Origin of the sequence: Dryocola boscaweniae (assembly GCF_025215095.1) — a bacterium.
GTDB classification, from domain to species: domain Bacteria; phylum Pseudomonadota; class Gammaproteobacteria; order Enterobacterales; family Enterobacteriaceae; genus Dryocola; species Dryocola boscaweniae.
The window spans coordinates 17,813-43,451 of sequence record NZ_JALHAP010000081.1; the positions used below are offsets into that span (position 1 = coordinate 17,813).

The following is a 25,639-nucleotide window of genomic DNA, read 5'->3' on the forward strand; positions in this document are numbered from 1 at the left end:
GTTTGCCGCAAAGGTTCACAATCGAACCCTGAACGGATTATCACCCTCCTTCCTGGAGGGATAGTGCTTCAAGAATACCACATTGGTATTAAGGCTGTTCTTATCTGGTTAATGCAAAGTGAATAAAACCGACCGAAATCACGAAAAAATTGTGACTAACATCACAGGCTTGCGTTCTGTCGAATTATGGCAGCGCGGGTCTGTGGAAATCGCACAAACGGACTGGATTGCCGAAGAAGTGCCGGTTGCGCTGGTTTATAACGGCATTTCTCACGTCGTGATGATGGCTTCGCCTAAAGATCTGGAACTGTTTGCCATCGGTTTTTCATTATCCGAAGGGATTATTGAAACCCCGGCGGACATTTTCGGTATAGATGTGGCGCCCGTTTGTAACGGCATGGAAGTGCAGATTGAGCTGTCCAGCCGTCGCTTTATGGGGCTGAAAGAGCGCCGTCGCTCGCTTGCCGGGCGCACCGGCTGTGGCATTTGCGGCGTTGAGCAACTCAACGACGTGGGCCGCCCGATTCCACCTTTGCCGTTTACCCAGACCTTTGACCTGAATTTCCTTGATGCCGCGCTGGGCCAGATGCGCCAGTATCAGCCCGTTGGCGAATTATCCGGCTGCACGCACGTTGCGCTCTGGCTGAACGAACAGGGCGAGATTATGGCCGGCAAAGAAGACATCGGCCGCCATGTGGCGCTCGACAAAATGCTGGGCGCCCGCGCGCGGCAAAACTGGCACCGCGGCGCGGCGCTGGTTTCCAGCCGCGCCAGCTATGAAATGGTGCAAAAATCCGCCCAGTGCGGCGTTGAAATTTTGTTTGCTGTTTCTGCGGCAACCACGCTTGCGGTAGAAGTCGCCCGGCGCTGCAACTTAACGCTGGTGGGCTTCAGCCGCCCCGGTCGCGCTACTGTTTATACGCATCCGGGACGGCTGGTATAGGCCGCATCATATTAACTCCGCCAGCCACGGCGCTTATGCCAAACCCATCGCCAGATAAGACGATCTTTCCATTATTGCCGTCAGCCGTGTCCTGAACGGCGATGGCGATGGGGCGCCGGAAACCACGGCCATCAATGACCGCGTTGCGGCTATTGCCTTCCTGTACCTGCGCCTTTAATTAACGACTTTTCTTTGTGCCCGCAAAAAATGCGCGAATAGTCACATTTTTGAAAGCCTGATTTTTCTCATTAAAGCCCAAAGTACGGTGGCAGATTTTATTTTTTAACCATTCAGATTAATTCCTTGAAATATAGACCAATTTTTTGTCTTTCCATCAGGCTTCAGGGAAAAGTTATTCGTGAGTTAAATCACAAATTTCATCACTGAAATACCCCTGTCAATAACACCGCCCACCAAATGAATCACATTTTTGTGACATCGCTTGCAAATTTAAGGCTTGTTTAAAGTGAAAAATGTCTGCAAGAAAAATAAACGAGGCAAGGGTCATGAGAATCGGCATGGTAATTAGCGGCGGCGATGTCACAGGAATAAATAACTTTGTTTTTCAGGTTTCCAGACTGGCTCAGGCGGAAATTGTCTTGTTTAACGGCGGTATTCCAGGATTATTGCAGAATAAACACCAGCCTATTTCCCTGCGCGATTTAGTGGATTTTTCCGTCGCCGCTATTCCCATTATGTCTTCGGGCCGCACCAACCGTAAATTAACGGGAGGGGAATATGAAACAATCGCGAAGCAGTTAAAAGCCCTGCATATTGATGTGCTTATTATGGCGGGCGGCGACGGCTCGTTACAGTTTCTGAATAACCTTAGCGAATATGGCGTGAACTGCTTCGGCGTCGGTATGACTATCGACAACGACGTATATGGCAGCGATTACACCATTGGCTTTTCCACCGCCTGCGAACAGGTTATTAAAGAAGTCGCCAAGCTGCGCAATACGGGGCGCGCACTGCCGGGGCGCGTATTTATGGTGGAATTACTGGGCGGGTACTGCGGTGAATTAACCCTGCAATCCGCCATTAAAAGTAATGCTGACTTTGCGCTTCTCCCCGAATGTCAGCAAGGAATAAACGAGCTTGCCGGGAAAATAAGCACCCGGCTTGAAACGCAAAACAGCGTGGTGATCCTGTGTTCCGAAGGCTACACCAAAGAGTATTCCCCTGGTTTCCAGGGGGCGATAGATACCATGATTAAACAGCTCGAACCGAAAATCGGCGTACGTATTCGTAAGTCGATTATTGGTTACAGCCTGCGTAATGGCGACCCAACCTGCGAGGAAATCTATCAGGGCACTATTATGGCAGGTGAAGTGGTGCGTTGTATCCAGTCAGGCATGAGAAATAAAGCAATTATTATTAATTCGAGTAACAAACCGATCCCTATAGATTTAATCAGTATGCAAAAACGCCTCGTCGACACCGAAGGGCATCATTATAAATTAGCGAAGCAGCTCAATATTATTTGAGGAGATTTTCAATGCTTAAAATTCTTTGTGTATGTGGCTGCGGTTTAGGTTCCAGTTTCGCCATCGAAATGACGGCAAAAGCGGTACTTAAAAAATTAGAGATCCCGGCAGAAATAGATCACACCACGGTCTCCGAAGCGGGCGCCTTTAAATCGGACATTATATTAACCCAAAAAACCTTCGCCGATATTTTAACGGCCGACGCCAGCGAAGAGGAAATTAAACGGGTCATCGTGCTGCATAAGCTCACCGATAAAGACGAAATCGAACAAAAGATTGTCGCCTTTTTAAAAGCCCGCAATGTGAAGGTATTCGACCATGAATAGCATCATTAACTTTATTGTTAAAGACCTGCTAGGACAGGCATCAATACTGATTGCCTTTATCGCCATGCTCGGTCTTTTATTGCAAAAAAAATCGAAGGGCAAAGTAGCTGAGGGGACGTTTAAAACGCTGCTGGGCTTTTTAATCATGATGGCGGGCATCAACATTATTGTTGATACGCTCACTTTCCTGAACGACATCTTCACCCACGGCTTCGGCATGAAGGGCTACATCACCGACGTAGCGGCAATTGCGGGACTGGCAAACCGCGAGCTGGGTTCAGAAGTGGCGCTCACGCTAATGGTGATATTTATCGTCAACATCATCATTGCCCGCATCACGCCGTTTAAATACATCTTCCTTACCGGACAGGCCCTGCTGTGGATGGCGACCATCGGGGCGGTTATCGGCTATAAAGCCGGGCTTACCGGGTTACCGTTGATTCTGACCGGCGGCATTTTCGGCGGGATCATGGCGGTGCTGATGCCTGCTCTCGCTCAGCCTGTGGTGCGCCGTATTACCGGCTCCGATGACGTTGCGCTGGGCCATTTCTGTACCATCGGCTATCTGGTGCAGGCGGCGGTGGCGAAGGTAGTGGGCAAAGGCTCGAAGTCCACCGAAGACCTGGTCTTACCGGATAACTTTAAGTTCCTGCAGGACACCTACCTTTCCATGGCCGTGGTGATGATCCCGATGTACCTCATCCCCGCGCTGGCGGCAGGCCCGGAATATATAGGTCAATACTCCAACGGCGTGAACTACCTGATGTTTGCCTTTATGCAGGCCATTCAGTTCGTTGCCGGGGTGTTCGTGCTCTACAGCGGCGTACGTCTGCTGCTTAACGAACTGGTGCCCGCGTTCCGTGGCATTGCGATGCGCATCGTGCCTGACGCCAAACCAGCCCTGGACTGCCCGGTGCTCTTCCCGTACGCCCCGAATGCGGTGATTGTCGGCTTCCTCGCCACGACCGCAGGCTCCATCATCGGCATGATTGTCTTCCCGATGTTTGGCCTGGCGATGATCCTGCCCGGCCTGTTAACCAACTTCTTTGCCGGCGGCACCGCAGGGATTTTTGGTAACGCAATGGGCGGCAGACGCGGCGCAATTATCGGCGGCGTGGTACACGGCCTGTTTATCACCTTCCTGCCCGCCATCCTCGTCCCAATGCTGGAAAGCTATGGATTTACCGGCGTGACCTTCAGCGATTCCGATGTGATCAGCAGCGGCCTGATTCTGGGAAATGTCTTCCAGAATAACTGGACGTTTGTCGGCGTATTCATCCTGTTCGTGGCGCTTATCGCCTGGTTCGTGAATGGCAAATCAACCAAACCTCAAGAGGAAAAAGCACATGAGTCTGTATAACTTCCCGGCGTTATTGCAGGTGGCAAAAGAACGCAATTTTAAAGCGGTGGGCTCGTTTAATTTACATTGCCTGGAGATGCTGCCCGCTTATTTTAAAGCAGCGAAAGCCACTAACAGCCCGTTAATGATTCAGATTTCAACCGGGACGGCGGAATATTTAGGTTACCGCTTGCTGGTGGATTCCATTCGTTCCTTATCTGAAAGCCAGCAGATACCGACCTGCTTGCATCTGGACCACTGCTCGGACATTGAATCAATTAAAACGGCAATCGATGCCGGGTTCAGCTCGGTGATGTATGACGGCTCGCACCTGGACATGGCCGAAAATATCGCTAATACCCGTAAGGTCATCGATATCGCCCGTCCGCGAAATGTATCCGTAGAAGCAGAGTTGGGCGCGATTGGCGGCTCGGAAGACGGCAAAGCGGTGGCGGTGGAAGACATCTGCTTTACGACAACGGAAGATGCCAAACGCTTTGTGGATGAAACCGGCGTGGACATGCTGGCGGTGTCCGTCGGCACCGTGCACGGCCTGTATACCGGTAAAGCGCAAATCCAGCATCAGCGCCTGGCGGATATCAGCGAAGTCACCCGAACCCCGCTGGTGCTGCATGGCGGCACGGGCGTCAGCGATGAAGACATGCGGCGCGCCGTCGCGGGCGGCATCGATAAAGTGAACGTCGGCACTGAAATGAACGTACAGTGGGTCGGGCAATGCAAAGAAACCTTCGGGAAAGGCAAAGTGAACGACAGCGTACGCAAGTTTTTAATTCCGGCAAATGATGCGGTAGCTGCCGTATTAATCGAAAAGATCGCATTATTTAAATAATCACAGCGTTATCCTTTACTCTTTAATGTAACCCTGGTTGCGCGGCAATCGTCGGGGCGGGAGATAGCTATGTTTGGATCTTTAAAAAAACTTTTCCATCAAGATAATTCAGATACGGCGCAATATGATATTCAGGCCGAACAACTTGATGCTGAATTAACGGCGCTGGAGAAGACGCTGACGGAAAACCCCAATAATGGCGAAACGCAGAAAGCTTTAATGCTGCGCTATAACCAGGCGTTACAAGTTTATGCGAAGAGTAAAACGCATCGTCAGCATATCGATGCTTTATTTGTCAAAATTGATGAATTGCGAAATACCATTCGCAGGACTATTTAAGGAGCCATTATGGCTATTAAAGAGTTATTAATTGAAGCACAGGCGATTCAGGTCGGGGTGCGCGAAACGGACTGGCAAAAGGTGATTCAACTGGCGGCGCAGCCGCTGGTTGATAACGGCTATATCCTGCCCTCCTATTATCAGGCGGTAATTAATAACACTCTGGAGCATGGCGCGTATTATGTTTTTGAAGAGGGCATCGCTATGCCCCATGCCCGCCCGGAATGCGGCGTCATTAAAAATTGCTTTAGCCTGGTTTTGCTTGATAAGCCGATTGCGTTTGCCGATAGCGACAAGGCCGATATCGTTATTATGTTTGCGGCCCGCGACAGCAATGGCCACATTGAAGAAGGCATTCGCGCCATTGTGAATTTGTTAGGCGATGACGACGTGATGGCGAAGCTGCGCCTGGCAAAAGCTAAGGAAGAGGTGATCGCAATATTATGAGCAAATCTTCGCGGACACAGGGCAAAACGGTGGTACTTGTGAACGGCGTTCCGGCCTCGGGTAAAAGTACCGTCGCCCGTCTTTTATCCGAACATTTTGCGCTACCGGTGCTGACAATCGATGGCATCAAAGAACCGTTTATGGCGCAGTTTGATGAAATAGACAGGCCGTTTAACCGCCGTCTGGGCTGCGCGGCCTACGACGTTATCTGGTCGATAGTGGCAGACAGCCCGACGCAGTGCGTATTTATTATCGATGCCTGGTTTGGTTTCCAGCCCAAAGAAGCGCTGGAGCGTTATCTCGACCAGGCGGGCATCGCGACGGTGCTGGAAGTGTGGAATCAGATCCCCGGCAGCCTTGCTACGGCACGCTATGCGCAGAGGCTGGATGTGAGACGGCCCGGCCATCCCGGCGAAGAGTATCTGCCTGAACTGCTGAGACTTGCAGACAGCGCGCAGCCTATGGCGCTGGGGCCGGTTTATACCGTAGATCAAAGCCACCCGCTCGATACGCAAACGCTGCTGGAATGGTTAGGCAACAAGCTGGACATCCCCCAACACGCGCTAAGAATTGCCTGAACGACTAATCGGGGGGGGATTCCCCCTCATCCCCATCATTATTTAGCCAACAGACTCCATTTTTTGCTCGTTCTGCCGATAACTTATACAGGGCACCTGTAAAACAGGGCGACACGACCCGCCGGGTTATCATTCGAGGTTAAAATGGATAGTTTTCAGAAAGATATCGATGAGAGGGCTAACCTCGCGTTATCCAATAAATTTGAGCTGTTATTGTTCCGGTTAGGGAAAGGTCAGCACGCCGATAAATCAGAGCTGTATGGCATTAACGTTTTTAAACTGCGCGAAATCGTGCCGATGCCGAAAATCAATCGCGCGGCGGGGATGGAGTCGCCGTTGCTGGGCATGGCGAATATCCGCGACCAGATTATCCCGGTCATTGACCTGCCGGCCGTTACCGGTTGTACGCCGCAAACCGGGCTGAATCTTTTATTGATAACGGAATACGCCCGCAGCACGCAGGCTTTTGCGGTGGAATCCGTAGAAAATATCATTCGTCTGGACTGGAGCCAGGTTCATGCCGCCGAATCGGGGGTCAGCAGCCGTAACATCACCAGTATTGCCTCGCTGGACAGCGACGAGTACAAAGGCGAGCTGGCGCTGGTGCTCGACGTTGAACAAATTCTCTATGACATTATTCCCGCCGGACGCGATGTGGATGTCACAGCCATCGAAGAGAAAACCTACACCCTGAAACCGGGCGCGGTGGCGATTGTGGCAGAAGACTCAAAGGTCGCCCGTTCGATGCTGGAGCAAGGCCTGAAGGGCATGGGCATCCCGGCGATTATGCATTCAACCGGCCTGGAAGCCTGGGAAAAAATCAAAGTTATCGCGGCGGAAGCCAAAGCCGCAGGCCAGCCAATCACCGATCGTATTGGCATGGTGTTAACCGATATTGAAATGCCGGAAATGGATGGTTTTACCCTGACGCGCAATATTAAAACCGACGCGGCGTTAAAACAGATCCCGGTGGTGATTCACTCATCTTTGTCGGGCAGCGCTAACGAAGATCACGTGCGCAAAGTAGGGGCGAACGGCTACGTAGCGAAGTTCGATGTAAAAGAACTTTCAACGGTGATTCACAAGGCGCTGGAGGATGCCGCGCTTTAGTTTGTCTGCCCGTCACAGGGTGGGAGACGCTACGCTTTCCCACCCTGAAAGCCTGCGTAGCGTCTGCTGGCATTACGCTAAATAAAACACCTCTTTAAGCTCCGCACTCACCGGGCTGTTATCCGGATTGCTCGGCATAATCTCACGCATATGTTCCCACCAGCGCTGGCAGACTTCCGTTTGCGCAACCGCATTCCAGCGCTCCACGGATTCGATCTCTACCGTGGCGAAAAGCAGATGGCGTTTAGCGTCCAGATAAATAGCGTAATGATGTGCGCCGTGCTGTTTAAGCACTTCCTCAAGCTCCGGCCAAATCGGCGTATGGCGGCGCTGATATTCTTCATGGGCATCGGGGTTTACCTGCATCACAAACGCTTTGCGGATCATAATGCCTCCAGATAAAGCTCGCGTACCTCTTCACGGGTTGCGGTGCGAGGATTACACGGCGCGCAGGGGTCGGCGAGGGCTTTGTCCAGCCAGCCTTCAATGTCCGAGGTTTTCACGCCAAGCTGGCTGAAGCCAGACGGAATGCCGACGCGGGTTGATAACGCGCGGATCGCTTCGATCGCCTTCAGGCTTGCCTGATCTTCGCTCATGCCCTGTACGTTCACGCCCATCGCCACGGCGACTTTTGCAAAACGCGCCACGGCCTGCGGGCGGTTAAAGGCTTCGATAATCGGCAGCAGGATGGCATTGCACACGCCGTGCGGCAGATTGTGCGTTGCCCCCGGCTGGTGCGCCAGGGCGTGAACCAGGCCAAGCCCCGCGCTGTTAAACGCCATGCCGGCCAGATATTGCCCGTAAGCCATCATTTCGCGTGCTTCCAGATTTTGTCCGTCATCGACGGCTTTTGGCAGCCACTGGCTAATCAGGCGGATAGCTTCCAGCGCGTTGGCGTCGGTCAGCGGATGCGCGCCTACGGAAACGTAGGCTTCGATGGCGTGGGTCAGCGCATCCATGCCGGTAGCCGCGGTGACGCCAGCCGGGATGCCGAGCATGACGCTCGCATCATCAACGGCGATGTCCGGGATGATGTTTGAATCGATAATGACTTCTTTGACCTGGCGCTGTGAGTCGATAATTACGGCGTTGCTGGTCATTTCCGCCGCGGTGCCCGCCGTGGTGTTAATCGCCACCAGCGGAACGCCCGCGTTTACGACTTTGCCCACGCCGGAATAGGCGGTTGAAGGGCCGGGGTTTGCGGTAAGGATTTTAACCGCTTTAGCGGTGTCAATCGGGCTGCCGCCGCCGAAGGCGATGATGTAGTCGCATTCTGCCGCCTGGTACGCGGCAAATCCTTTCTGCACCAGCTCCTCGGTCGGGTTCGGGAAGACTTCATCAAACAGTTCATACGACAGCAGGTTTGCGTCCAGAGCGGCAAAGAGGCTGTCCAGCAGACCCATCTTTACCAACTGTCCGTCGGTGACGACCAGCGCTTTGCCCCAGTTTTTTCCGGCAATCAGCTTAACCATATCGCCGATTGCTCCCGCGCCGTGAAGGCTGATTTTGGGTAAGGCCAACATAAAGCTCATTGTGATTCTCCTTAATATTGCTGTTTCGAATTCTTAATGCGCCCATTTTTCCGGAATGAGCGTAGGGCGGGTAAGCGTAACGCCACCCGCCAGATGTTATTGGTGGATAGCGCTGCGCTTATCCACCCTGCGTTGTAAGACTCGCCGCGTAATAATCGGCAAAGAAATCACGGTGATAAGCATCAGGCCAACGATAATCGACATCACGATGCCCGGCACATTCAGCAGGCTCAGGCCAAACGTCACCAGCCCCATCAGGAACGCGGCGATAATCACGCCGGTCATGCTGCCGGAACCGCCAAGAATATTGACGCCGCCCAGCACCGCCATGGTGACCACGCTTAGCTCCCAGCCCATCGCAATCGTCGGACGCGTGCTGCCTAAGCGCGACGTCAGCAGCACCGCCGCAAGCCCGGCCATAACGCCGACTAACACAAACAGGATCATGTTGTGGCGCTTAACGTTGATGCCGGAATACCATGCGCCGGTCGGGTTGTTGCCGATGGCATAGGTGCGGCGACCAAAGTTGGTTTTGTGCAGCAGGAAAGCGAATACGCCAGCCAGCACGATAAATAGCGCAAACTCGAACGACAGCGCGCCCCACACGTAGCCCTGGCCGAACCACGCAAAGCTCTCCGGCCAGGTATTGAGCGCCTGGTCGCCCAGCAGGATGTAGGTGATGCCGCGATACAGGCTCATGGTGCCAATGGTGATGACGATGGATGAGAGGTTAAAGCGCGTTACCAGCCAGCCGTTGAACAATCCGCACAGCAGCCCCACGCCAAGCCCCACGCAAACCAGCAGCGGAGTATCGATGCCAGCTTGCGCGCAGAACCCCATTACCGTAGAGCTGAGCGCGATGGTCGAGGCGACGGACAGGTCGATTTCCCGGGCGATAATCAGCATCGCCATCGGCAGCACGATGATCGCTTTTTCGGTGAAGTTGAACGTGGCGTCCGACAGGTTCCAGATATTCAGGAAATAGGGCGAAGCCAGCGCGTTGGCGACAAATACCGCAAGCGTTACCGCGAGCAGGAAACTTTCCCAGCACAGCAGGCGCTTAAACAGCGGCTCCGGTTGAGCCGCAGGAACCCTTTGTTCAGAGATCAGCGTCTTATTCATGGTTTCACCGCCTCTTTCTGTTTAGAAAGCGCGGCATCGCGCAGGATTAGTCGCCCTTTACGTTTATTGCCGCGTTCGTTCAGCAGCACGGCAACCACAATGACCGCGCCGGAAATAGCCATCTGCCAGAAAGGCGACACGCCGATCACCGGCAGCGCGTTGTTAATGACGCCGAGGAACAGCGCGCCCAGCAGGCAGCCCAGCACGCGGCCGATGCCGCCCATAGTGCTTATTCCGCCAATGACGCACGCCGCGACGATTTGCAGTTCAAAACCGTTAGCAACGTCCACATACGCAACGGCAAAACGAGAAATCCACAGATAGCCGCAGAAACCTGCCAGCGCGCCGCTCAGGCTGAAGCTGATGAACTGCATTTTTCCGGCGTTGATGCCCGTGTAATACGCGGCCGTCGCGTTGCCGCCCGCGGTGTACATGGCGCGCCCGGTGCGGCTGTAAAGCAGGAAGTAGCCCACAAGCAGCAGGGCTGCAACGGCGCACCAGCTCAATAGCGGCATGCCCAGCAGGGAAGTGCGCGGCAGCGCGAGGAAGTTACCGCTCATCTGGTGAGCGTTGATCCAGCCTCCCTTTGAGAGCAGAAAAATAATGCCGCGGTAGATGCTCATGGTGCCGAGCGTCACCACGATCGCCGGAATACCCAGCTTCCACACCAGCAGCCCGTTAATCATGCCCATCAGCAGGCCAAGTAGGGTGGCGATAATCAGCAGAAGAAAGACCGGAATTTCCGGATGATGGAAGTTCAGCAGCGCGACAATCATCCCGGTGAGCGCAAGGTTAGCCGCCATCGAAAGGTCGATACCTTTGGTCAGCAGCACCATCATCTGGCCGAGCGCCAGAATAATCAGAATGGAAGTATCGTTAAAAATCTCTACCAGATTGCCGGGCGCCAGGAACGACGGCACACGGCTGCCGATAGCCAGCACCATCAGCAAAATCACCCCGGCGAGCAGGGCTTCACGGTGTTTAAGCAGTTTGCGCCACATTATGCCGCCTCCTCGCTCGCGCCGCTGGCCGCGCTGACAATGGTCTCCGCCCTGGCCTCGCCGGCTTTGTATTCCGCCACCATCAGCCCTTCGTGCATGACGATAATTCTGTCCGCCATGCCCATCACCTCCGGCAGCTCCGACGACACCATAATCACTGCCAGCCCCTGGCCGACCAGCTCGGACATAAACTGATGCACCGCGGCTTTGGAGCCGATATCAATGCCTTTGGTCGGCTCATCGAGAATGATGACCTCAGGCTGCGTCGCCAGCCATTTGCCGATCACCACTTTCTGCTGATTACCGCCGGAAAGCGTTTCGACTTTCTGTCGCCAGCTAAACGCCTTCACCTGCAGGCGCTTTGCATATTCATCGGCGAGCGCCCATTCGCGGGATTCGTTAAGCACGCCGTTCGGATTAAGGCGGCTGAGCTGCGGCAGGCTGATGTTCTGGCTGATAGGCAATTCGATAATCGCCCCCTGTTTCTGTCGCTCTTCCGGCACGCAAACAATCCCGGCTTTGATGGCATCGGCGGGCTGGCTGAACTCGACGGTTTTGCCGTTTAAGCGAATCTCGCCCTTACCCGGGCGCGAGACGCCGGACAGCGCCTGCATCAGTTCGGTTCGCCCGGCGCCGACCAGGCCGTAAAAACCGAGAATTTCCCCTTTGCGCAGGGTGAAATTGATATGAGCGAATTCCGTTGGATGGCAGAGATCTTTCACTTCCAGCACGGTTTCGCCCGGCTCGCAGGCGGTTTTTGGATAAGCGTGGCTGATTTCACGCCCGACCATCATGGTCACCATGCGGTCTTCGGTAATGTCGCTGATTTGCCCGGAACCGATATAAACGCCGTCGCGCAGGACGGTGTAATGATCGGCAATCGCAAAGATTTCATCGAACTTATGAGAGATAAACAGGATGGCTTTGCCTTCACGTTTCAGGCGTTCAACGATTTGATAAAACTCGACGTTTTCGTGCTGCGACAGCGCGGCGGTGGGCTCATCCAGAATCACCACCTGGGCTTCAAAAGATAGCGCCCGGGCAATCGCAACCATATGGCGCTGGGCGATGCTCAGCGTTTTGAGCGTGGCGCGCGGGTCGATTTGCACTTCAAGGCGGGTCAGGATTTCCCGCGCCTGCTGGTGCATGGCGGGCCAGTCGAGCTTTTTGAACAGGCCGCGATACAGATAGTGGCCGACAAAAATGTTTTCGGTCACCGTGAGTTCGTCGAACAGCACGGTTTCCTGATGAATTGCCGTGATGCCGACTTTGTGCGCCGCTTCAGGATTGGGCAGCGTTATCGGGATCGCTTTATAAAGCAGCTCGCCTTCTTCCGGCTGGTAAATGCCGGTCATGACTTTGACCAGCGTGGATTTGCCCGCCCCGTTTTCCCCAATCAGCGCCGTGACTTTGCCAGGCCAGAGGTCGAGGTGAACATTTTCAAGGGCGCGCACGCCCGGGAATATTTTGGTTATTCCCCTGAGTGACAGCAGTGGTGTGGAGGCAGTCATCGTTAAATTCCCCATCCAGAATGCAAAAAGTGGTGGATGGCGCCTGCGCTTATCCACCCTACACTGGGCTCGTAGGGCGGGTAAGCGCAAACGCTCCCCGCCACATTGCTATCAGAAGATCTTCGAGAATTTATCGATATTGCTGGCGTCATAAACAAACGGCTCGGCCATTGCGCCACTGCCGTCGGCGTCCAGTTTCACCTTGCCTAATTTACCCATGCTGGCTTCGGTTTTGGTGGCGCTGCCTTTAACTAAATCATCGGCCAGGTAAGTTGCCGCGTAGCCCAGGTCGATAGGGTTCCAGATGGCGAAGCTTTTTGACGCGCCGGATTTAATAGCGCCCGCCATTTCAGACGGCAGGCCCAGACCGGTCACGTAAACCTGGCCGATTTTGCCCTGATCTTTAACCGCCTGAGCGGCGGCAACGATGCCCACGGAGGAGGGGGAAACAATAACTTTCAGATCGGGATAAGACTTCAGCAGGCCCACGGTTTCGCGGTAGCTTTTATCGGAAAGGTCATCCCCGTAAGCCACGGTTACCAGATTGACGGACGGGTACTTCGGCAGCACCTTTTTCATCTCGGCAATCCAGATGTTCTGGTTAGTGGAAGTCGGCGTTGCGCTCAGAACCGCTACGTCGCCTTTCTCAACGTTCATGGCTTTTAGCGCTTCGGCGGCCAGCTTGACGTTAGTTTCGCCAATCAGTGCGTTATTGGACGGATTAAGGTGGATCTGACGGCCATCTTTGGCGACGCCGGAATCCCAGGAGACGACCTTAATGCCGCGCTGCATGGCTTTTTTGAGCACGGGCACCACGGCGTCCGGGTCGTTGGCGGAGATAGCGATAGCATCCACGCCTTGGGCAATCAGGCCGTTAAGCACTTCAATCTGCGCTTCGGCGGTGGTGGTGGTCGGGCCGGTATAGATGACTTTGACATCTCCCAGCTCTTTGGCGGCTTCCTGAGCCCCCACGTTTGCTGCTTCAAAGAAACCATTGCCGAGGGATTTCGCCACCAGGGCGATTTTCACTTCGGCAAGAGCAGAGCTGGATAAACTCAGCGCGGCAACGGTGAGCGTACAACCTAATATTGCTTTAATTTTCATTGCTTGTACTCCGCATGTAGGGTCAGTTTGCAGGTGTTTTTTATTGTTATTAACGGTACTTTTTGTCGGATGACGCTGCGCTTATCCGACCTACAAAGAAAATGTAGGGTGAATAAGCGCAGCGTCATTCGTCGTTCAGTTTTGTAGGGTGGATAAGCGAAGCGCCATCCACCGTTACAGAGTTACAGCTCTAATGCGCTGGCTAATGGGGTGACGCCAAAACGTTTGCCAAGCGCGATAAGCTCATCGCGGCTGATGGTCTGCTTCATGCCGCCCATCGAGATGACTTTGACCAGCACTTCCGCAGACTTTTCGGCGGTATCGATAAGGCCAAAGGCTTCGTCGAGCGTCGGGCCGCTGCCGAATACGCCGTGGAACGGCCACAGCACAAGCGAGTGTTTTTGCATTTCGCCTGCGGTCGCTGTTCCAATTTCATCGGTGCCCGGCACCATCCAGGGCAGGATGCCCACGCCGTCCGGGAACACGACCAGACACTCGGTGCTGCCTTCCCACAGCTTGCGTGTGATGATGTCGGTATCGTTTTCCAGCACGTAAGTCAGGGCAATCAGATTGGTGGCGTGACAGTGCATAATTACGCGATCGCGACCGTCGGTCACTTTCATACGCACACAATGTGACTGGAAGTGCGATGCAAGTTCAGAAGTCGGCACCGCTTCGTTTTCCAGTCCCCACAAAATGTGGTAGCCCATGCCGCGGCTGTCCACTTTTACCACGCCAATATTTGCGGCCGGATCGAGCTGAACGTTGCGGAAGAATTTGCCGGAACCGGTGACGATAAACGGCGTATTGGCGAGATCGGGCATCTGCTGGCTTAGCGTGATATAGCGCGGCTCGGCGTGGAAATCAGCCTGGAAAGGCGCGATGTCGGCTTCGCTCAGACGCATGGTGATGTTGCCGCCGTTGCGTTCGTCCCAGCCTTTCAGCCAGGCGTCGCTGGTCGCTTTGATCATGCCTTCGACAAACCAGGCGTTAAGGATGTTCTGCATAGTTTTGTGTTTCCTGTTTTTTATCTGGCGGATGGCGCTACCGCTTATCCGCCCTACGTTTGTAAGGTATTTGTAGGGTGGATAAGCGAAGCGTCATCCACCGGTAATCAACTAGCCGCGCTTAACCAGCACGTCTTTCTCGTAGCCGCGCACGTTATCCAGCCATTGCGCATCGGCCGGGACATCGTTGCGCTGGCAGTACATTTCCCAGACGGCCTGCCACGGCAGGGATTTCTGCTCTTCGAGCAGCGCCAGACGACCGGTGTAATCGCCTTCGTTTTCAAGCTTGCGCAGGGTTTCTGTTGGCTCCAGCAGGGCGCGCAGCAGCGCTTTCTTCATGTTGCGGGTGCCGATAACCCATGCCGCGATGCGGTTAATGGACGCGTCAAAGAAGTCGAGACCGATGTGCACGCGGTCGAACAAATCGTGGCGGATGATTTCGCTGGCGATCGCCTGGGTTTCATCGTCCAGCAGCACCACGTGGTCGCTGTCCCAGCGCACCGGGCGGCTGACGTGCAGCAGCAGGCGCGGCACGTAGAGCATGGCGCTGGAGATTTTGTCGGAGATGACTTCGGTCGGGTGGAAATGGCCCGCATCCAGGCACAGCGCCGTCTGGCGGCTGGTGGCGTAGCCAAAATAGAATTCGTTAGAGCCCACGGTATAGCTTTCGGCACCGATGCCGAACAGTTTGCTTTCCACCGCGTCAATGTGGTGAGCCGGGTTCAGCTTCTCGCTCATGACTTCGTCTAGCGCATTCAGCAGGCGCTGGCGCGGGGCCAGCCGGTCAACGGTGACATCTTTCATGCCATCCGGGATCCAGATATTCATCACCGAAGGCGTGCCGAGCTGCTCGCCAAAGTAGGCGGAAACTTTGCGGCTGGCCTTCACATGGTCAATCCAGAACTGGCGGGTTTTATCGTCCGCGTGGGAGAGAGTAAAACCGTCTTCGCTTAGCGGATGCGAGAAGCAAGATGGATTGAAATCCAGGCCCAGGCCGTTTGCTTTTGCCCATTCGACCCAGTTTTTGAAGTGTTCCGGCTTGATTTGGTCGCGGGAAACCGGCGTAGCGGACTCAAGATAAATAGCGTGCAGATTCAGGCGCTTTGGCCCCGGAATCAGGCTTAACGCCTGCTCAAGGTCGGCGCGGAGTTCGGCTGCGTTGCGCGCTTTGCCCGGATAGTTGCCGGTCGCCTGGATGCCGCCGCTCAGCGCGCCTTCCGGGTTTTCAAAGCCGGCAACGTCGTCGCCCTGCCAGCAGTGCATAGAAACCGGCAGACGGTCCAGTTGACGCAGCGCGGTTTCTGCATCAACGCCGACGGCAGCAAAGCGCTGCTTAGCCAGTTCCCAGGCTTGAATGATAGAGGTGGTCATGCGCAAAACTCCTTACAGGTTTGACGGTTATGCGGAAACTGCGCCACGTAGCGGGCAATTTCGCTGTCTGTTTGAGGGGAAAAAGATTTGAGTTGATAGCTGGCGGCGACGATTGTCCGGAAGTCGTCAACGTCGGTGATTTCATCCAGCGCCATTAGCTGGCAGCCGATATTTCCGAGCGTGGAGGCTTCCACCGGCCCGGCTAATACCGGTACGCCGCAGGCGTCGGCGCAAAGCTGGTTCAGCAGTTCGTTCTGGCTGCCGCCGCCTACGATATGCAGGCAGCTAACAGGGCGGCCGCGTAGCTCGGCCAGCTCCTGAAGAATTTGCGCATAAAGCAGCGCCAGGCTGTCGAAGATACAGCGCGCTAGCTCGCTGTCCGTCAGCGGAACAGGCTGCTGGCTTTCCCGGCAGGCGGCCTGAATTTCGCGGCTCATGCTTTCCGGGTTAATAAAGCGATCGTCGTTAGGATTGATGACAAATTTGCAGGCGGGAATTTGTCTGGCGCGGGCAATCAAATCCGACAGATCGGTAATCGCCAGTTCTTTTGTGACGCGTTGCAGCAGCCACAGCCCCATAATATTTTTTAGTACCCGGTAGCGGCCTTCCGCCCCGCCTTCGTTAGTGATGTTGGCGGCCAGCGCTTTGCGCGTCGCATAGGGCGTTTTGCTTTCAAAGCCCATTAAAGACCAGGTGCCAGATGAGAGGTAAGCAGCCTCTTTATCTTTCAGCGGCGCGCCTAATACCGCACTTGCGGTATCGTGAGTCGCGACGGAAACGACCGGGATTTTGTTGCCTTCCCGGCAAATCCACTGGCCGATAACGTTGCCCGGATGCGTTGGTGTGCCAAACCATTTGCGCGGCACGCCGGCCCAACCAAGCAGCGTTTCATCCCAGCTATCGCTATTGATGTTGATCAGTTGCGTGGTGGTAGCGTTGGTATATTCCCAGTTCAGCGCGCCGGTTAAGCGGTAACAGAAATAGTCCGGGATCAGCAGCGCATGTTCGACTTTATCCAGCACTCCTGGCTGCTGTTCGCTGAGCGCGCGCAACTGGTAAAGCGTATTGAAAGGCAGGAACTGAATGCCGGTGCGGCGATAAATTTCTTCCCGGCCTAACTCGCCGAGGGCGTTTTCCATTACGCCATCGGTGCGGTTATCCCGATAGGACACGGGCAGGCCGACGCGCTTACCGTCGCGGTCAAGCAGCACAAAATCCACACCCCAGGTATCAATGCCGATGCTGTCGATAACGATGCCTTCATCGCAGGTTTTTTGCAGGCCGGTGCGGATTTCCTGCTCCAGCGCGTCCAGATCCCAGGTGGCGAAACCATCCGTTCGCTGCAGGCAGTTGACGAAGCGGTGAATTTCACGCAGGCAGATACTGCGGGTATCACGGTCAAAGCGCGCCAGCATGACGCGGCCGCTTGAAGCGCCCAGGTCAACTGCAACACTATGGCGAAGAGTCATTGTCAGGGTCCTTACGAATTAATTGACCCTACTTTAAAAACGAATGCCCGCGCTCACCTTCTTGTTACTGACAGGCGCAATGCCGCTTTGGCAAAGAAGCAAAGATGAACGTGAGTGATATCACAAATTCGTTTTTACATCTGTCGCATGCGGCCTGTGACGCTTCCCGCATTTCCGAATAATTCCCGCGATTTCTTAAAAAACGAACCGTTTTTAACGGTTTTCACGTCAAAAATTTAAGGTGCAGATGAGAATCGTTATCTACTATCAGGCAACTGTTCAAAAGGTGGTGGGTGCGAGAATGACAATACTGCATGGTTTTGATTTCTTCCCGTCAGGTAACGCGTCGGTGGCGATTGAACCCCGTTTGCCGCAGGCGGCGTTTCCTGAGCATCATCACGACTTCTATGAAATTGTGATTGTGGAGCACGGCACCGGCACACATGTTTTTAACGGGCAGCCTTATACTCTGAGCGGTGGTTCGGTGTGCTTCGTGCGCGATCACGATCGCCATCTGTATGAGCACACAGAAAATCTCTGTCTGACCAATGTCCTGTACCGCGCACCGGATGCGTTTTGCTTTTTATCGGGTCTGGATAAGCTGCTGCCGCAGGAGCAGGACGGCAATTATCCCTCGCACTGGCGGGTGAACCAGCCGGTACTGCAGCAGGTGCGCGGGTTGATAGAACAGTTCGAAAAAATCGGTGAAAGTATGGATACCCATGCCGTCGCCAGCCGGGAAATGCTGTTTATGCAGCTTCTGGTGCTGCTGCGTAAAGGCAGCATGATGGAAGGCGTAACGAACGCGGAAGGGCGGCTCAATCAGCTTATGGCCTGGCTTGAGGACCATTTCGCCGAGGAGGTTTGCTGGGAGCAGCTCGCCGGGCAGTTCACGCTTTCGCTGCGCACGCTGCATCGCCAGCTCAAGCAGCAAACCGGGCTTACGCCGCAGCGCTACCTTAATCGCTTACGTCTGATGAAGGCTCGCCATATGCTGCGCCACGGCGAGGAGAGCGTGACGGATATCGCTTTCCAGTGCGGCTTTGGCGACAGTAATCACTTTTCCACGCTGTTCAGGCGCGAGTTTTCCTGGTCGCCACGCGAAATTCGTCAGGGGCGGGATACTCAACTTCAGTAATCGCGAACGCAATCACCGTTTTTTTTAGCGAAAAAGCCAATACTTCTCAGCTACTTTTTTGTCGGGTGGCGCACGCTTACCCGACCTACGTTTGTAAATTGTAGGGGGATAAGCTTAGCGCCTTCCTTCCTGTGGATGTTGCGTAGAGGTATTGCGGTGGCCGGTCATTTAGTGCTGAAAAAAACAGACTTTTTTGCGTCCAGCGCCCAGCCCGTGGCGGTGGCGGATCGTTATCCGCAAAACGTCTTTGCCGAACACTCTCATGATTTCTGCGAACTGGTGCTGGTGTGGCGCGGCAACGGTCTGCACGTGCTTAACGACCGGTCCTGGCGCATCACCTGCGGCGATCTGTTTTATATCCGCGCCGAAGACCGCCACCGTTATGAATCGGTTAACGATCTCGTCCTGCATAATATTATTTATTGTCCGGAAAGGCTGAAGCTTAACGTCGACTGGGATGATTTGCTGCACCGGCAATCGGTCGCGGGCAGCGATCCGCGCTGGCGGCTTAGCAGCCACGGTATGGCGCAGGCGCGGCAGTTAATCAGCCAGCTTGAGCACGAAAGCCCGAAGCAGGACGCGCTCTCACTTTGCCTGACGGAAAGCCTGTTTCTGCAGCTTTGCATTTTGCTGCGTCGTCATCGTTATCAGTCGCGGGATGCCGCTGGGCCCGATGGCGGTGAAACGCTGGATTTATTAATGGCGGCTCTTGGCTCAAGCCTGGAAACCCCGTTTGAACTTCAGCAATTCTGCCAGCAGCATCAGGTAGCGGAGCGCCACCTTCGCCAGCTTTTCCGCCAGCAAACCGGGATGACCATCAGCCAGTATTTGCGTCAGTTACGCATTTGCCAGGCGCAGGATTTACTGCGTCACAGTGAGATGCTGATTAGCGATATCGCCACGCGCTGCGGCTTTGAGGACAGCAATTACTTTTCGGTGGTGTTTACCAAAGAGACAGGTTTGACGCCACGGATGTGGCGCCAGCGTTATGCGGTTGAAGTTAGTTAGCCATGCCCAGCCCAACGATATTGGCGGCAATAATTATCACCACGCAGCCCACGCTCAGCACGCCCACCGGACGGCGGCCCGCCGCCTTCCATTCTTTCATAATCAGGCCCACCAGCCCGCCGCACAGCACGTAGAAACTCATGTGCAGCATCCAGCTCATATAGTCGTACTGCGCCGGAATGCTGGCGTGCCCCCAGGCGTAGAAAAAGAATTGCAGATACCACATTGCTCCGCCGAGCGCTGCGAACAGCACGTTGCTGATAAGCAGCGGTTTTGCCACGGAGAAATCGGCTTTTACCGACAGGTTCTTCACTTTTGCCAGACGAATGAAGCAGAACCCGAGATTTATCACCGCGCCGCCGCCCATGATTATCACGTAGCTTGGCAGAGCGATATACAGCGGATCAACGCCCAAATCTGCGGCGGCTTCGTGCATAGGTTTTGCGGCATCCATCGCAAACGACATCCCGGCGGAGAAAATGCCGCACATTACCGCCAGAATGAGTCCCTTTTTCAAATTGAACTCTTCGGCTTTGATGCCCATCTGGCGTTCTTTAAGCTGGCCTGCGCGAGTCACCGTAGCCACGCCAATTAGCGCAACCAGCACGCCCAGTAAGGTCATGCGCCCGCCCGGCGTGCCAATCAGCACGTCAAACTTGCCGGCAATAATAGGGGTCATTAACGTACCGACAATCAACGTAATGCCAATGGCGATGCCAATGCCCATCGACATACCGAGGTAGCGCATCGTCAGGCCGTAGTTAATGTTTCCGATGCCCCACATCGCGCCAAAAAGAAAAATGGGCAGCAGGGTGGAGAGGCTAAAGGAGCCGTAGTAGGCCCAGACGTCAGGCAGCAGAATGGCGCTGACCAGCCAGGGTAAAACTATCCAGGAGACGAAGCCGCCGACTGCCCACATGGTTTCCCAGGACCAGCGCTGTACTTTCTTGAAGGGGGCGTAGAAGCAGGCGGCGCTTGCCGCCCCCACCAGATGCCAAAGTATCCCCATCGTTATTACGTTACTCATTTTCTATCCCTTTAGTTTTATTAAAAACGCAGGGGCGACCGCTCACGACCCCAATATCATTAAGTCTAAAGAGTGAGTAACGGGCTAACCTTCAGTGTGCTGCCGCGGCGGCAGCGTTACTGGCAAAATTCAGCGGGTAGGCAGGATATCGATCACAATTTTTTAGTTAGTTCTGTCCTGCAATAACAAATATGTCGCGCGAAAAGGAATGAGCTCCGCCTCCGCGGCGTTTTATCATCCTGACAAGCCTTATTTTTTCTTAAACATACCAAAAAGTTATAACCTTATAGAAACTACGGCATTGATAAACATTTTCAATATCATTTAATTAACTATAATGAACCAACTGATTACGCGGCGATAACAGATCTCAGGCCGCCCAACAATAGTGGAGAAGATGAACATGAGTTATACATTGCCATCCCTGCCTTACGCTTACGACGCTCTGGAACCGCACTTCGACAAACAAACGATGGAAATCCATCACACTAAACACCACCAGACCTACGTCAACAACGCTAACGCAGCGCTTGAATCTCTGCCAGAATTCGCAAACCTGCCGGTTGAAGAGCTGATCGCTAAACTGGACCAGTTGCCAGCAGACAAGAAAACCGTACTGCGTAACAACGCCGGCGGTCACGCTAACCACAGCTTCTTCTGGAAGGGCCTAAAAACCGGCACCACCCTGCAGGGCGATCTGAAAGCGGCCATCGAGCGCGATTTCGGTAGCGTTGAAAAATTCAAAGAAGAATTTGAAAAAGCGGCTGCGACCCGCTTCGGCTCCGGCTGGGCGTGGCTGGTGCTGAAAGACGACAAACTGGCCGTGGTTTCTACCGCAAACCAGGACAGCCCGCTGATGGGCGAAGCCGTTTCCGGCGTTTCCGGCTTCCCGATTGTGGGCCTGGACGTGTGGGAGCATGCTTACTACCTGAAGTATCAGAACAAGCGTCCTGATTACATCAAAGCGTTCTGGGAAGTTGTGAACTGGGACGAAGCGGCAGCCCGTTTTGCTGCTAAAAAATAAGTTGCATTGCAACTGACGAGAGGCGAGCCTGATGGCTCGCTTTTTTTATGTCTGTTGCATAACAGGGAGAGGCAGATGCACCATCCGCTACAGGTTTATATCGGTAAAATTCGTGATTACGAAGGCAGCAGGCCGAGTGCGATTGCAAAATATCAGGTCGATGGCGAGCTACGGCTGACGGAGCTGGGGCTGGAAGGCGATCAGCAGGCCGAGAAAGTGATTCACGGCGGGCCGGATCGTGCGTTGTGCCACTATCCTCGTGAACATTATCTCCACTGGGCGCGAGAATTTCCCGAGCAGGCAGAGCTGTTTACCGCTCCGGCTTTTGGCGAAAATCTTTCAACCAGCGGCCTGACGGAAAAAAACGTCTACATTGGCGATATCTTCCGCTGGGGCGATGCGCTTATTCAGGTTACGCAACCTCGTTCGCCGTGCTTTAAGCTCAACTACCATTTCGGTATCGGTGATATGGCCTCTTTGATGCAGAAATCAGGCTACTGCGGCTGGCTGTACAGAGTAGTGATGGCGGGGAATGTCGCTACGGAAACCCCGCTGGAGCTGGTTTCCCGCGTGAGTGATGTGAGCGTCGCTGAAGCGATAGCTATCGCCTGGCATATGCCGTTTGATGATGAGCAGTACCATCGCCTGCTGTCAGCGGCAGGGCTTTCGGTTAGCTGGACGCGCACCATGCAAAAACGTCGACTTTCAGGAAAGATGGAGAACAATTCACGGCGCTTGTTTGGGAAGTCATAGATTTATCAGATCCCGGAAACGAAAAAACCCGCCAGAGGCGGGTTTTAGAATCTTTGCTTAGGCAGCAATTACAGGCTGGTTACGTTACCAGCTGCTGGGCCTTTAGCACCACTTTCGATGGTGAAAGACACTTTCTGGCCTTCGTCCAGGGACTTGTAGCCATCGTTCTGGATAGCAGAGAAGTGTACGAACACATCTTTAGAGCCATCGTCAGGAGTGATGAAGCCGAAGCCTTTGTCAGAGTTGAACCACTTAACCAGACCAGTCATTTTAGCAGACATTGATATTACCTTTTAAATAGAGTTTGCCTTGCGGCGCATTGGTATGCTTTACAGATTTTTGAAGCGATAAAGGAGAAACTCACTTTGAAAGGTATCTACGATAACTTCTGGAGGACTGCTTTGCTTGAAAGGTCTGTGCGTCAAACCGATGTCGGCATTAACGCATATTTAACCAGGTGATGACAAGAATTATTTCAGCCGTCCACAGGGCTGGAAGGTAAGCCGCCTGGAAACTCCCCGCCTTTCAACGGGGAAATAGCATCACTGCATTGCGTTTTGAGCGCTTGAATAAGCCTGCATAAATGCCTGATGCTGCGACGCCAGCGGGCCTATCAGCGAGTTGTACTGGCTGGCCTGCTGTGAGGTCGGGAACTGGATGCCGCCTGCGGTAAAGCCGACCTGCGTTCCCTGCTGCTGGATAAAATCACCTACCTGAACCAGTTGCTGAGTGAAGGTCTGGGCGGCAGGAATCAGCGGCGCCATGGCGTTCGCCGGGGCTGTAACCACTTTCTGATAAACCCGATCGTAAACGGTTTTTAGATCGTCCGACTGTTTTAACGTGGAGCGCGCGCTGTCCGCCTGCATTTTGGCGTTCTGCACTTGCTGGCCAAGCACATTCAGGGAACCGTTCGCCTGACGCAGCGCTTCACGCTGAGTCATATAATCCTGCGGAACACGAATGCTGTTTACGCTGTCGACCACCGGCTTCATGCCGTCGTCCATCGCCTGGCTTATTTGCTGAGAGAAGCCGTATAAAATGGCGTAGTCAGAAACCAGCGGACCGAACTGTTTTTTCTGATCGGCCGTCAGCGTAGGCAGGCGTTCACCGCTACGCATGGCTGTATTTTGCAGAAAATCGATAAACGCCTTGCGTTGATCGCCTTCTTTATCAAAGCAACCGCTGAGGCTCACCACCATTAATAACGCCGCAAGCGACGCAAACCAGCGAGAGCAGGACTTACCTGTCGCCATCTTTTCTACTCCTTTCACCAAATAATGCAAATGCGCATACGCGTACCCGATAATGTAGCTAATGATAGTCCAGGCCGCTCGCGCAAGATACCCTTTCACAACAATCTCTTTAAGCCAAAATCGCAGCCTGAAGCTGCCTTTTTGCTCGCTTTTTATAGCAGGTTCGGGCAGGAGCTGCCGCAGGGTGATTGTTGCGTAAATGTTAACCTTCTCACAGATCCGCGCCCTGACGCACTTCGCATCCCATTATTTAATCCTTTAATATTTAATGGATTACGGTTGACGGGCTTTAGCTTCCGTCCTGAGCGGTACGATAATCGCACACAAACACCCGCCGGATGATTGCCGAATAGCCCGCTGAATGGTTTGATTTAACGAACGATTAACGAATCTTTGTTCGATAATCGAACATTTCAGGTTAACTCCGGCAGGTTTCGGCCCACCCTACGCTCCGGCCGCGGCTTGCTGCTTTCGCAGGACTTGCCTTATGACAAATTCAACGACCGATATTCAGGCATTTATTAACGAGCACCGCTTCTCTAAGTTCCAGTGGATGATTCTCGCGCTGTGTTTTATTACCGTCGCGATGGACGGCTTCGACACCGCCATCATCGGCTTTATCGCCTCGGACCTGGTCCAGGAGTGGGGCGTGCAGAAATCCGACCTTGGCCCGGTGATGAGTGCGGCCCTGGTCGGTCTGGCCGTTGGCGCGCTTACAGCCGGGCCGATGGCCGATCGCATCGGACGTAAAAAGGTGCTGGTGCTGTCGATTCTGGTATTTGGCGGCTTTAGCCTGCTGACGGCGTTCGCCACCAGCCTGACCACGCTCGCTGCGCTGCGTTTTCTTACTGGCCTGGGGCTGGGAGCGGCGATGCCCAATGCGGCAACGTTAATGTCCGAATACGCGCCGGAGCGTAAACGTGCGCTGCTGGTCAACCTGATGTTTGTCGGCTTCCCGATAGGTTCTTCCATGGGGGGCTTTATTTCCGCCTGGATGATCCCGCATTTGGGCTGGCAAAGCGTGCTGATCCTGGGCGGCGTGATGCCGCTTATCCTCTCCGTGGTGCTGATTATCTGGCTGCCGGAATCGGCTCGTTATCTGGTGGTGAAGAATAAACCGCAGAAAGATATCGCCGCTATTCTCAAGCGCATTGCTCCGCTCCCGGCGACGGAGAACCTGCGTTTTGTGCTTAACGAAGCTGGCGGACACATTAAAGACAAAACTGCGCTGGGGGTCATTTTCTCGCCGCGCTATCTGGTCGGTACGCTGATGCTTTGCCTGACATATTTTATGGGCCTGCTGATTTTCTATCTTCTGACCAGTTGGCTGCCGCTGTTAATCCGTGAAACCGGCGCATCCCTGAGCCAGGCTTCGGTTATTACCGCCCTGTTCCCGCTGGGCGGGGGGATCGGGGTGCTGATAATCGGCGCGCTGATGGACAAACTGAACCCGAACAAAGTGGTCGCCGTAGGATATTTGCTGACGGGCCTGTTTGTTTGTCTGGTCGGCTTCTCGACCTCAAGCCTGGTGCTGATGGGCGTGATGGTGTTTATCGCCGGAACCATCATGAACGGTGCGCAATCCTCAATGCCTGCGCTGGCGGCCGGGTTTTATCCAACGCAAGGGCGAGCGACGGGCGTGGCATGGATGCTCGGGCTTGGGCGTTTCGGCGGTATTCTGGGGGCCTTTAGCGGCGCATTCCTGATGCAGGCGGAGCTCTCATTCAAAACCATTTTTATGCTGCTGGCGATCCCGGCGCTGCTCTCTGCCATCGCATTGATGGTGAAATCCTGGGCAGGCCTGCGTGCTCCTCGCGTAAATCGCTTAGGGAACAGCGAACTGAATAAAGCCACGCAAAAAGCCTGAAGGTTCGTCTCCTGCCAGCGGTGGAGAAGGAAC

The 25,639-nt window shown here is 54.2% G+C and carries 26 protein-coding genes; 14 read left to right on the forward strand and 12 right to left on the reverse strand.

The annotated features are described in order from the left end of the window. Positions 1-118 precede the first annotated feature (118 nt). The 9 genes from fdhD (at position 119) to MUA00_RS15820 (ending at position 7,419) form a co-directional block, all read left to right on the forward strand. Positions 119-943, forward strand: coding sequence for a formate dehydrogenase accessory sulfurtransferase FdhD (fdhD, locus tag MUA00_RS15780; protein ID WP_271123979.1), 825 nt, complete (start codon positions 119-121; stop codon positions 941-943). Positions 944-1,449: 506 nt separating this feature from the next. Continuing rightward, positions 1,450-2,430: a 6-phosphofructokinase gene (locus MUA00_RS15785; RefSeq protein ID WP_271123980.1), complete on the forward strand. Its 981-nt coding sequence runs from the start codon at positions 1,450-1,452 to the stop codon at positions 2,428-2,430. 11 nt (positions 2,431-2,441) lie between these two features. Further along, a complete protein-coding gene (locus MUA00_RS15790) occupies positions 2,442-2,756 on the forward strand; it encodes a PTS sugar transporter subunit IIB (RefSeq protein ID WP_271123981.1) in 315 nt (104 codons plus the stop codon). After that, positions 2,749-4,116, forward strand: a complete 1,368-nt coding sequence (locus MUA00_RS15795; protein ID WP_271123982.1) for a PTS sugar transporter subunit IIC — start codon at positions 2,749-2,751, stop codon at positions 4,114-4,116. Before MUA00_RS15790 ends, MUA00_RS15795 begins: the two co-directional genes overlap by 8 nt. Beyond that, complete coding sequence (locus tag MUA00_RS15800; protein ID WP_271123983.1) at positions 4,103-4,945, forward strand: class II fructose-bisphosphate aldolase; 843 nt, start codon at positions 4,103-4,105, stop codon at positions 4,943-4,945. Before MUA00_RS15795 ends, MUA00_RS15800 begins: the two co-directional genes overlap by 14 nt. 69 nt (positions 4,946-5,014) lie before the next feature. Then, positions 5,015-5,284 carry a hypothetical protein gene (locus MUA00_RS15805; RefSeq protein ID WP_271123984.1) on the forward strand — a complete coding sequence of 90 codons (270 nt, stop codon included), beginning with the start codon at positions 5,015-5,017 and terminating at the stop codon, positions 5,282-5,284. A gap of 9 nt (positions 5,285-5,293) precedes the next feature. Then, positions 5,294-5,731, forward strand: a complete 438-nt coding sequence (locus tag MUA00_RS15810) for a PTS sugar transporter subunit IIA (RefSeq protein WP_271123985.1) — start codon at positions 5,294-5,296, stop codon at positions 5,729-5,731. Next, positions 5,728-6,309: a P-loop NTPase family protein gene (locus MUA00_RS15815; protein WP_271123986.1), complete on the forward strand. Its 582-nt coding sequence runs from the start codon at positions 5,728-5,730 to the stop codon at positions 6,307-6,309. Before MUA00_RS15810 ends, MUA00_RS15815 begins: the two co-directional genes overlap by 4 nt. Before the next feature lie 144 nt (positions 6,310-6,453). Then, a complete protein-coding gene (locus tag MUA00_RS15820; RefSeq protein ID WP_271123987.1) occupies positions 6,454-7,419 on the forward strand; it encodes a chemotaxis protein in 966 nt (321 codons plus the stop codon). Between the two features lie 72 nt (positions 7,420-7,491). Here MUA00_RS15820 and rhaM read toward each other — a convergent pair whose 3' ends face one another. The 9 genes from rhaM to rhaB all read right to left on the reverse strand — a co-directional run bounded on the left by rhaM (position 7,492) and on the right by rhaB (position 17,536). Next, complete coding sequence (gene rhaM, locus MUA00_RS15825; RefSeq protein WP_271123988.1) at positions 7,492-7,806, reverse strand: L-rhamnose mutarotase; 315 nt, start codon at positions 7,804-7,806, stop codon at positions 7,492-7,494. Then, positions 7,803-8,951 carry a lactaldehyde reductase gene (gene fucO / locus MUA00_RS15830; RefSeq protein WP_271123989.1) on the reverse strand — a complete coding sequence of 383 codons (1,149 nt, stop codon included), beginning with the start codon at positions 8,949-8,951 and terminating at the stop codon, positions 7,803-7,805. The genes rhaM and fucO overlap by 4 nt, the downstream gene beginning before the upstream one ends. A 96-nt stretch (positions 8,952-9,047) precedes the next feature. Beyond that, the gene (locus tag MUA00_RS15835) at positions 9,048-10,073 is read right to left on the reverse strand and encodes an ABC transporter permease (protein ID WP_271123990.1); all 1,026 of its coding nucleotides are present in this window, start codon (positions 10,071-10,073) and stop codon (positions 9,048-9,050) included. Further along, positions 10,070-11,074: an ABC transporter permease gene (locus tag MUA00_RS15840; RefSeq protein WP_271123991.1), complete on the reverse strand. Its 1,005-nt coding sequence runs from the start codon at positions 11,072-11,074 to the stop codon at positions 10,070-10,072. The genes MUA00_RS15835 and MUA00_RS15840 overlap by 4 nt, the downstream gene beginning before the upstream one ends. After that, positions 11,074-12,585, reverse strand: coding sequence for a sugar ABC transporter ATP-binding protein (locus MUA00_RS15845; RefSeq protein ID WP_271123992.1), 1,512 nt, complete (start codon positions 12,583-12,585; stop codon positions 11,074-11,076). The genes MUA00_RS15840 and MUA00_RS15845 overlap by 1 nt, the downstream gene beginning before the upstream one ends. A gap of 111 nt (positions 12,586-12,696) precedes the next feature. After that, positions 12,697-13,689 carry a rhamnose ABC transporter substrate-binding protein gene (rhaS, locus tag MUA00_RS15850; protein ID WP_271123993.1) on the reverse strand — a complete coding sequence of 331 codons (993 nt, stop codon included), beginning with the start codon at positions 13,687-13,689 and terminating at the stop codon, positions 12,697-12,699. A gap of 182 nt (positions 13,690-13,871) precedes the next feature. Further along, positions 13,872-14,696 carry a rhamnulose-1-phosphate aldolase gene (gene rhaD, locus MUA00_RS15855; protein ID WP_271123994.1) on the reverse strand — a complete coding sequence of 275 codons (825 nt, stop codon included), beginning with the start codon at positions 14,694-14,696 and terminating at the stop codon, positions 13,872-13,874. A gap of 111 nt (positions 14,697-14,807) precedes the next feature. Further along, positions 14,808-16,067, reverse strand: a complete 1,260-nt coding sequence (gene rhaA, locus MUA00_RS15860; protein ID WP_271123995.1) for an L-rhamnose isomerase — start codon at positions 16,065-16,067, stop codon at positions 14,808-14,810. Then, positions 16,064-17,536, reverse strand: coding sequence for a rhamnulokinase (gene rhaB, locus MUA00_RS15865; protein ID WP_271123996.1), 1,473 nt, complete (start codon positions 17,534-17,536; stop codon positions 16,064-16,066). The genes rhaA and rhaB overlap by 4 nt, the downstream gene beginning before the upstream one ends. 301 nt (positions 17,537-17,837) lie before the next feature. Between rhaB and rhaS (MUA00_RS15870) the strand changes: the two genes are divergently transcribed. Next, the gene (gene rhaS / locus MUA00_RS15870) at positions 17,838-18,674 is read left to right on the forward strand and encodes an HTH-type transcriptional activator RhaS (protein WP_271123997.1); all 837 of its coding nucleotides are present in this window, start codon (positions 17,838-17,840) and stop codon (positions 18,672-18,674) included. A gap of 156 nt (positions 18,675-18,830) precedes the next feature. Further along, on the forward strand, positions 18,831-19,682 hold the full coding sequence (rhaR, locus tag MUA00_RS15875; RefSeq protein WP_271123998.1) for an HTH-type transcriptional activator RhaR: 852 nt from the start codon (positions 18,831-18,833) through the stop codon (positions 19,680-19,682). Here rhaR and rhaT read toward each other — a convergent pair. Further along, on the reverse strand, positions 19,675-20,709 hold the full coding sequence (gene rhaT / locus MUA00_RS15880) for an L-rhamnose/proton symporter RhaT (RefSeq protein WP_271123999.1): 1,035 nt from the start codon (positions 20,707-20,709) through the stop codon (positions 19,675-19,677). The genes rhaR and rhaT overlap by 8 nt on opposite strands. A gap of 403 nt (positions 20,710-21,112) precedes the next feature. Here rhaT and sodA point away from each other — a divergent pair, with 403 nt between their 5' ends. Both sodA and yiiM read left to right on the forward strand, forming a co-directional pair. Further along, positions 21,113-21,733, forward strand: a complete 621-nt coding sequence (gene sodA / locus MUA00_RS15885; RefSeq protein ID WP_271124000.1) for a superoxide dismutase [Mn] — start codon at positions 21,113-21,115, stop codon at positions 21,731-21,733. Positions 21,734-21,808: 75 nt separating this feature from the next. Further along, complete coding sequence (gene yiiM / locus MUA00_RS15890) at positions 21,809-22,486, forward strand: 6-hydroxyaminopurine reductase (RefSeq protein ID WP_271124001.1); 678 nt, start codon at positions 21,809-21,811, stop codon at positions 22,484-22,486. Between the two features lie 68 nt (positions 22,487-22,554). Here yiiM and cspE read toward each other — a convergent pair whose 3' ends face one another. Together cspE and MUA00_RS15900 are read right to left on the reverse strand one after the other, a co-directional pair. Continuing rightward, positions 22,555-22,767: a transcription antiterminator/RNA stability regulator CspE gene (cspE, locus tag MUA00_RS15895; protein ID WP_121264842.1), complete on the reverse strand. Its 213-nt coding sequence runs from the start codon at positions 22,765-22,767 to the stop codon at positions 22,555-22,557. Between the two features lie 261 nt (positions 22,768-23,028). Next, positions 23,029-23,739: a DUF3053 domain-containing protein gene (locus MUA00_RS15900; protein ID WP_271124002.1), complete on the reverse strand. Its 711-nt coding sequence runs from the start codon at positions 23,737-23,739 to the stop codon at positions 23,029-23,031. 487 nt (positions 23,740-24,226) lie between these two features. Here MUA00_RS15900 and MUA00_RS15905 point away from each other — a divergent pair, with 487 nt between their 5' ends. Beyond that, positions 24,227-25,606: an MFS transporter gene (locus MUA00_RS15905; RefSeq protein ID WP_271124003.1), complete on the forward strand. Its 1,380-nt coding sequence runs from the start codon at positions 24,227-24,229 to the stop codon at positions 25,604-25,606. Positions 25,607-25,639: the final 33 nt, after the last annotated feature.

Coding starts and splice junctions, on each gene's coding strand:
- MUA00_RS15785 (WP_271123980.1), top strand. CDS start 1,450: ATGAGAATCGGCATGGTAATTAGCGGCGGCGATGTCACAGGAATAAAT.
- MUA00_RS15790 (WP_271123981.1), top strand. CDS start 2,442: ATGCTTAAAATTCTTTGTGTATGTGGCTGCGGTTTAGGTTCCAGTTTC.
- MUA00_RS15795 (WP_271123982.1), top strand. CDS start 2,749: ATGAATAGCATCATTAACTTTATTGTTAAAGACCTGCTAGGACAGGCA.
- MUA00_RS15800 (WP_271123983.1), top strand. CDS start 4,103: ATGAGTCTGTATAACTTCCCGGCGTTATTGCAGGTGGCAAAAGAACGC.
- MUA00_RS15805 (WP_271123984.1), top strand. CDS start 5,015: ATGTTTGGATCTTTAAAAAAACTTTTCCATCAAGATAATTCAGATACG.
- MUA00_RS15810 (WP_271123985.1), top strand. CDS start 5,294: ATGGCTATTAAAGAGTTATTAATTGAAGCACAGGCGATTCAGGTCGGG.
- MUA00_RS15815 (WP_271123986.1), top strand. CDS start 5,728: ATGAGCAAATCTTCGCGGACACAGGGCAAAACGGTGGTACTTGTGAAC.
- MUA00_RS15820 (WP_271123987.1), top strand. CDS start 6,454: ATGGATAGTTTTCAGAAAGATATCGATGAGAGGGCTAACCTCGCGTTA.
- rhaM (WP_271123988.1), bottom strand. CDS start 7,806: ATGATCCGCAAAGCGTTTGTGATGCAGGTAAACCCCGATGCCCATGAA.
- fucO (WP_271123989.1), bottom strand. CDS start 8,951: ATGAGCTTTATGTTGGCCTTACCCAAAATCAGCCTTCACGGCGCGGGA.
- MUA00_RS15835 (WP_271123990.1), bottom strand. CDS start 10,073: ATGAATAAGACGCTGATCTCTGAACAAAGGGTTCCTGCGGCTCAACCG.
- MUA00_RS15840 (WP_271123991.1), bottom strand. CDS start 11,074: ATGTGGCGCAAACTGCTTAAACACCGTGAAGCCCTGCTCGCCGGGGTG.
- MUA00_RS15845 (WP_271123992.1), bottom strand. CDS start 12,585: ATGACTGCCTCCACACCACTGCTGTCACTCAGGGGAATAACCAAAATA.
- rhaS (WP_271123993.1), bottom strand. CDS start 13,689: ATGAAAATTAAAGCAATATTAGGTTGTACGCTCACCGTTGCCGCGCTG.
- rhaD (WP_271123994.1), bottom strand. CDS start 14,696: ATGCAGAACATCCTTAACGCCTGGTTTGTCGAAGGCATGATCAAAGCG.
- rhaA (WP_271123995.1), bottom strand. CDS start 16,067: ATGACCACCTCTATCATTCAAGCCTGGGAACTGGCTAAGCAGCGCTTT.
- rhaB (WP_271123996.1), bottom strand. CDS start 17,536: ATGACTCTTCGCCATAGTGTTGCAGTTGACCTGGGCGCTTCAAGCGGC.
- rhaS (WP_271123997.1), top strand. CDS start 17,838: ATGACAATACTGCATGGTTTTGATTTCTTCCCGTCAGGTAACGCGTCG.
- rhaT (WP_271123999.1), bottom strand. CDS start 20,709: ATGAGTAACGTAATAACGATGGGGATACTTTGGCATCTGGTGGGGGCG.
- sodA (WP_271124000.1), top strand. CDS start 21,113: ATGAGTTATACATTGCCATCCCTGCCTTACGCTTACGACGCTCTGGAA.
- yiiM (WP_271124001.1), top strand. CDS start 21,809: ATGCACCATCCGCTACAGGTTTATATCGGTAAAATTCGTGATTACGAA.
- cspE (WP_121264842.1), bottom strand. CDS start 22,767: ATGTCTGCTAAAATGACTGGTCTGGTTAAGTGGTTCAACTCTGACAAA.
- MUA00_RS15900 (WP_271124002.1), bottom strand. CDS start 23,739: ATGGCGACAGGTAAGTCCTGCTCTCGCTGGTTTGCGTCGCTTGCGGCG.
- MUA00_RS15905 (WP_271124003.1), top strand. CDS start 24,227: ATGACAAATTCAACGACCGATATTCAGGCATTTATTAACGAGCACCGC.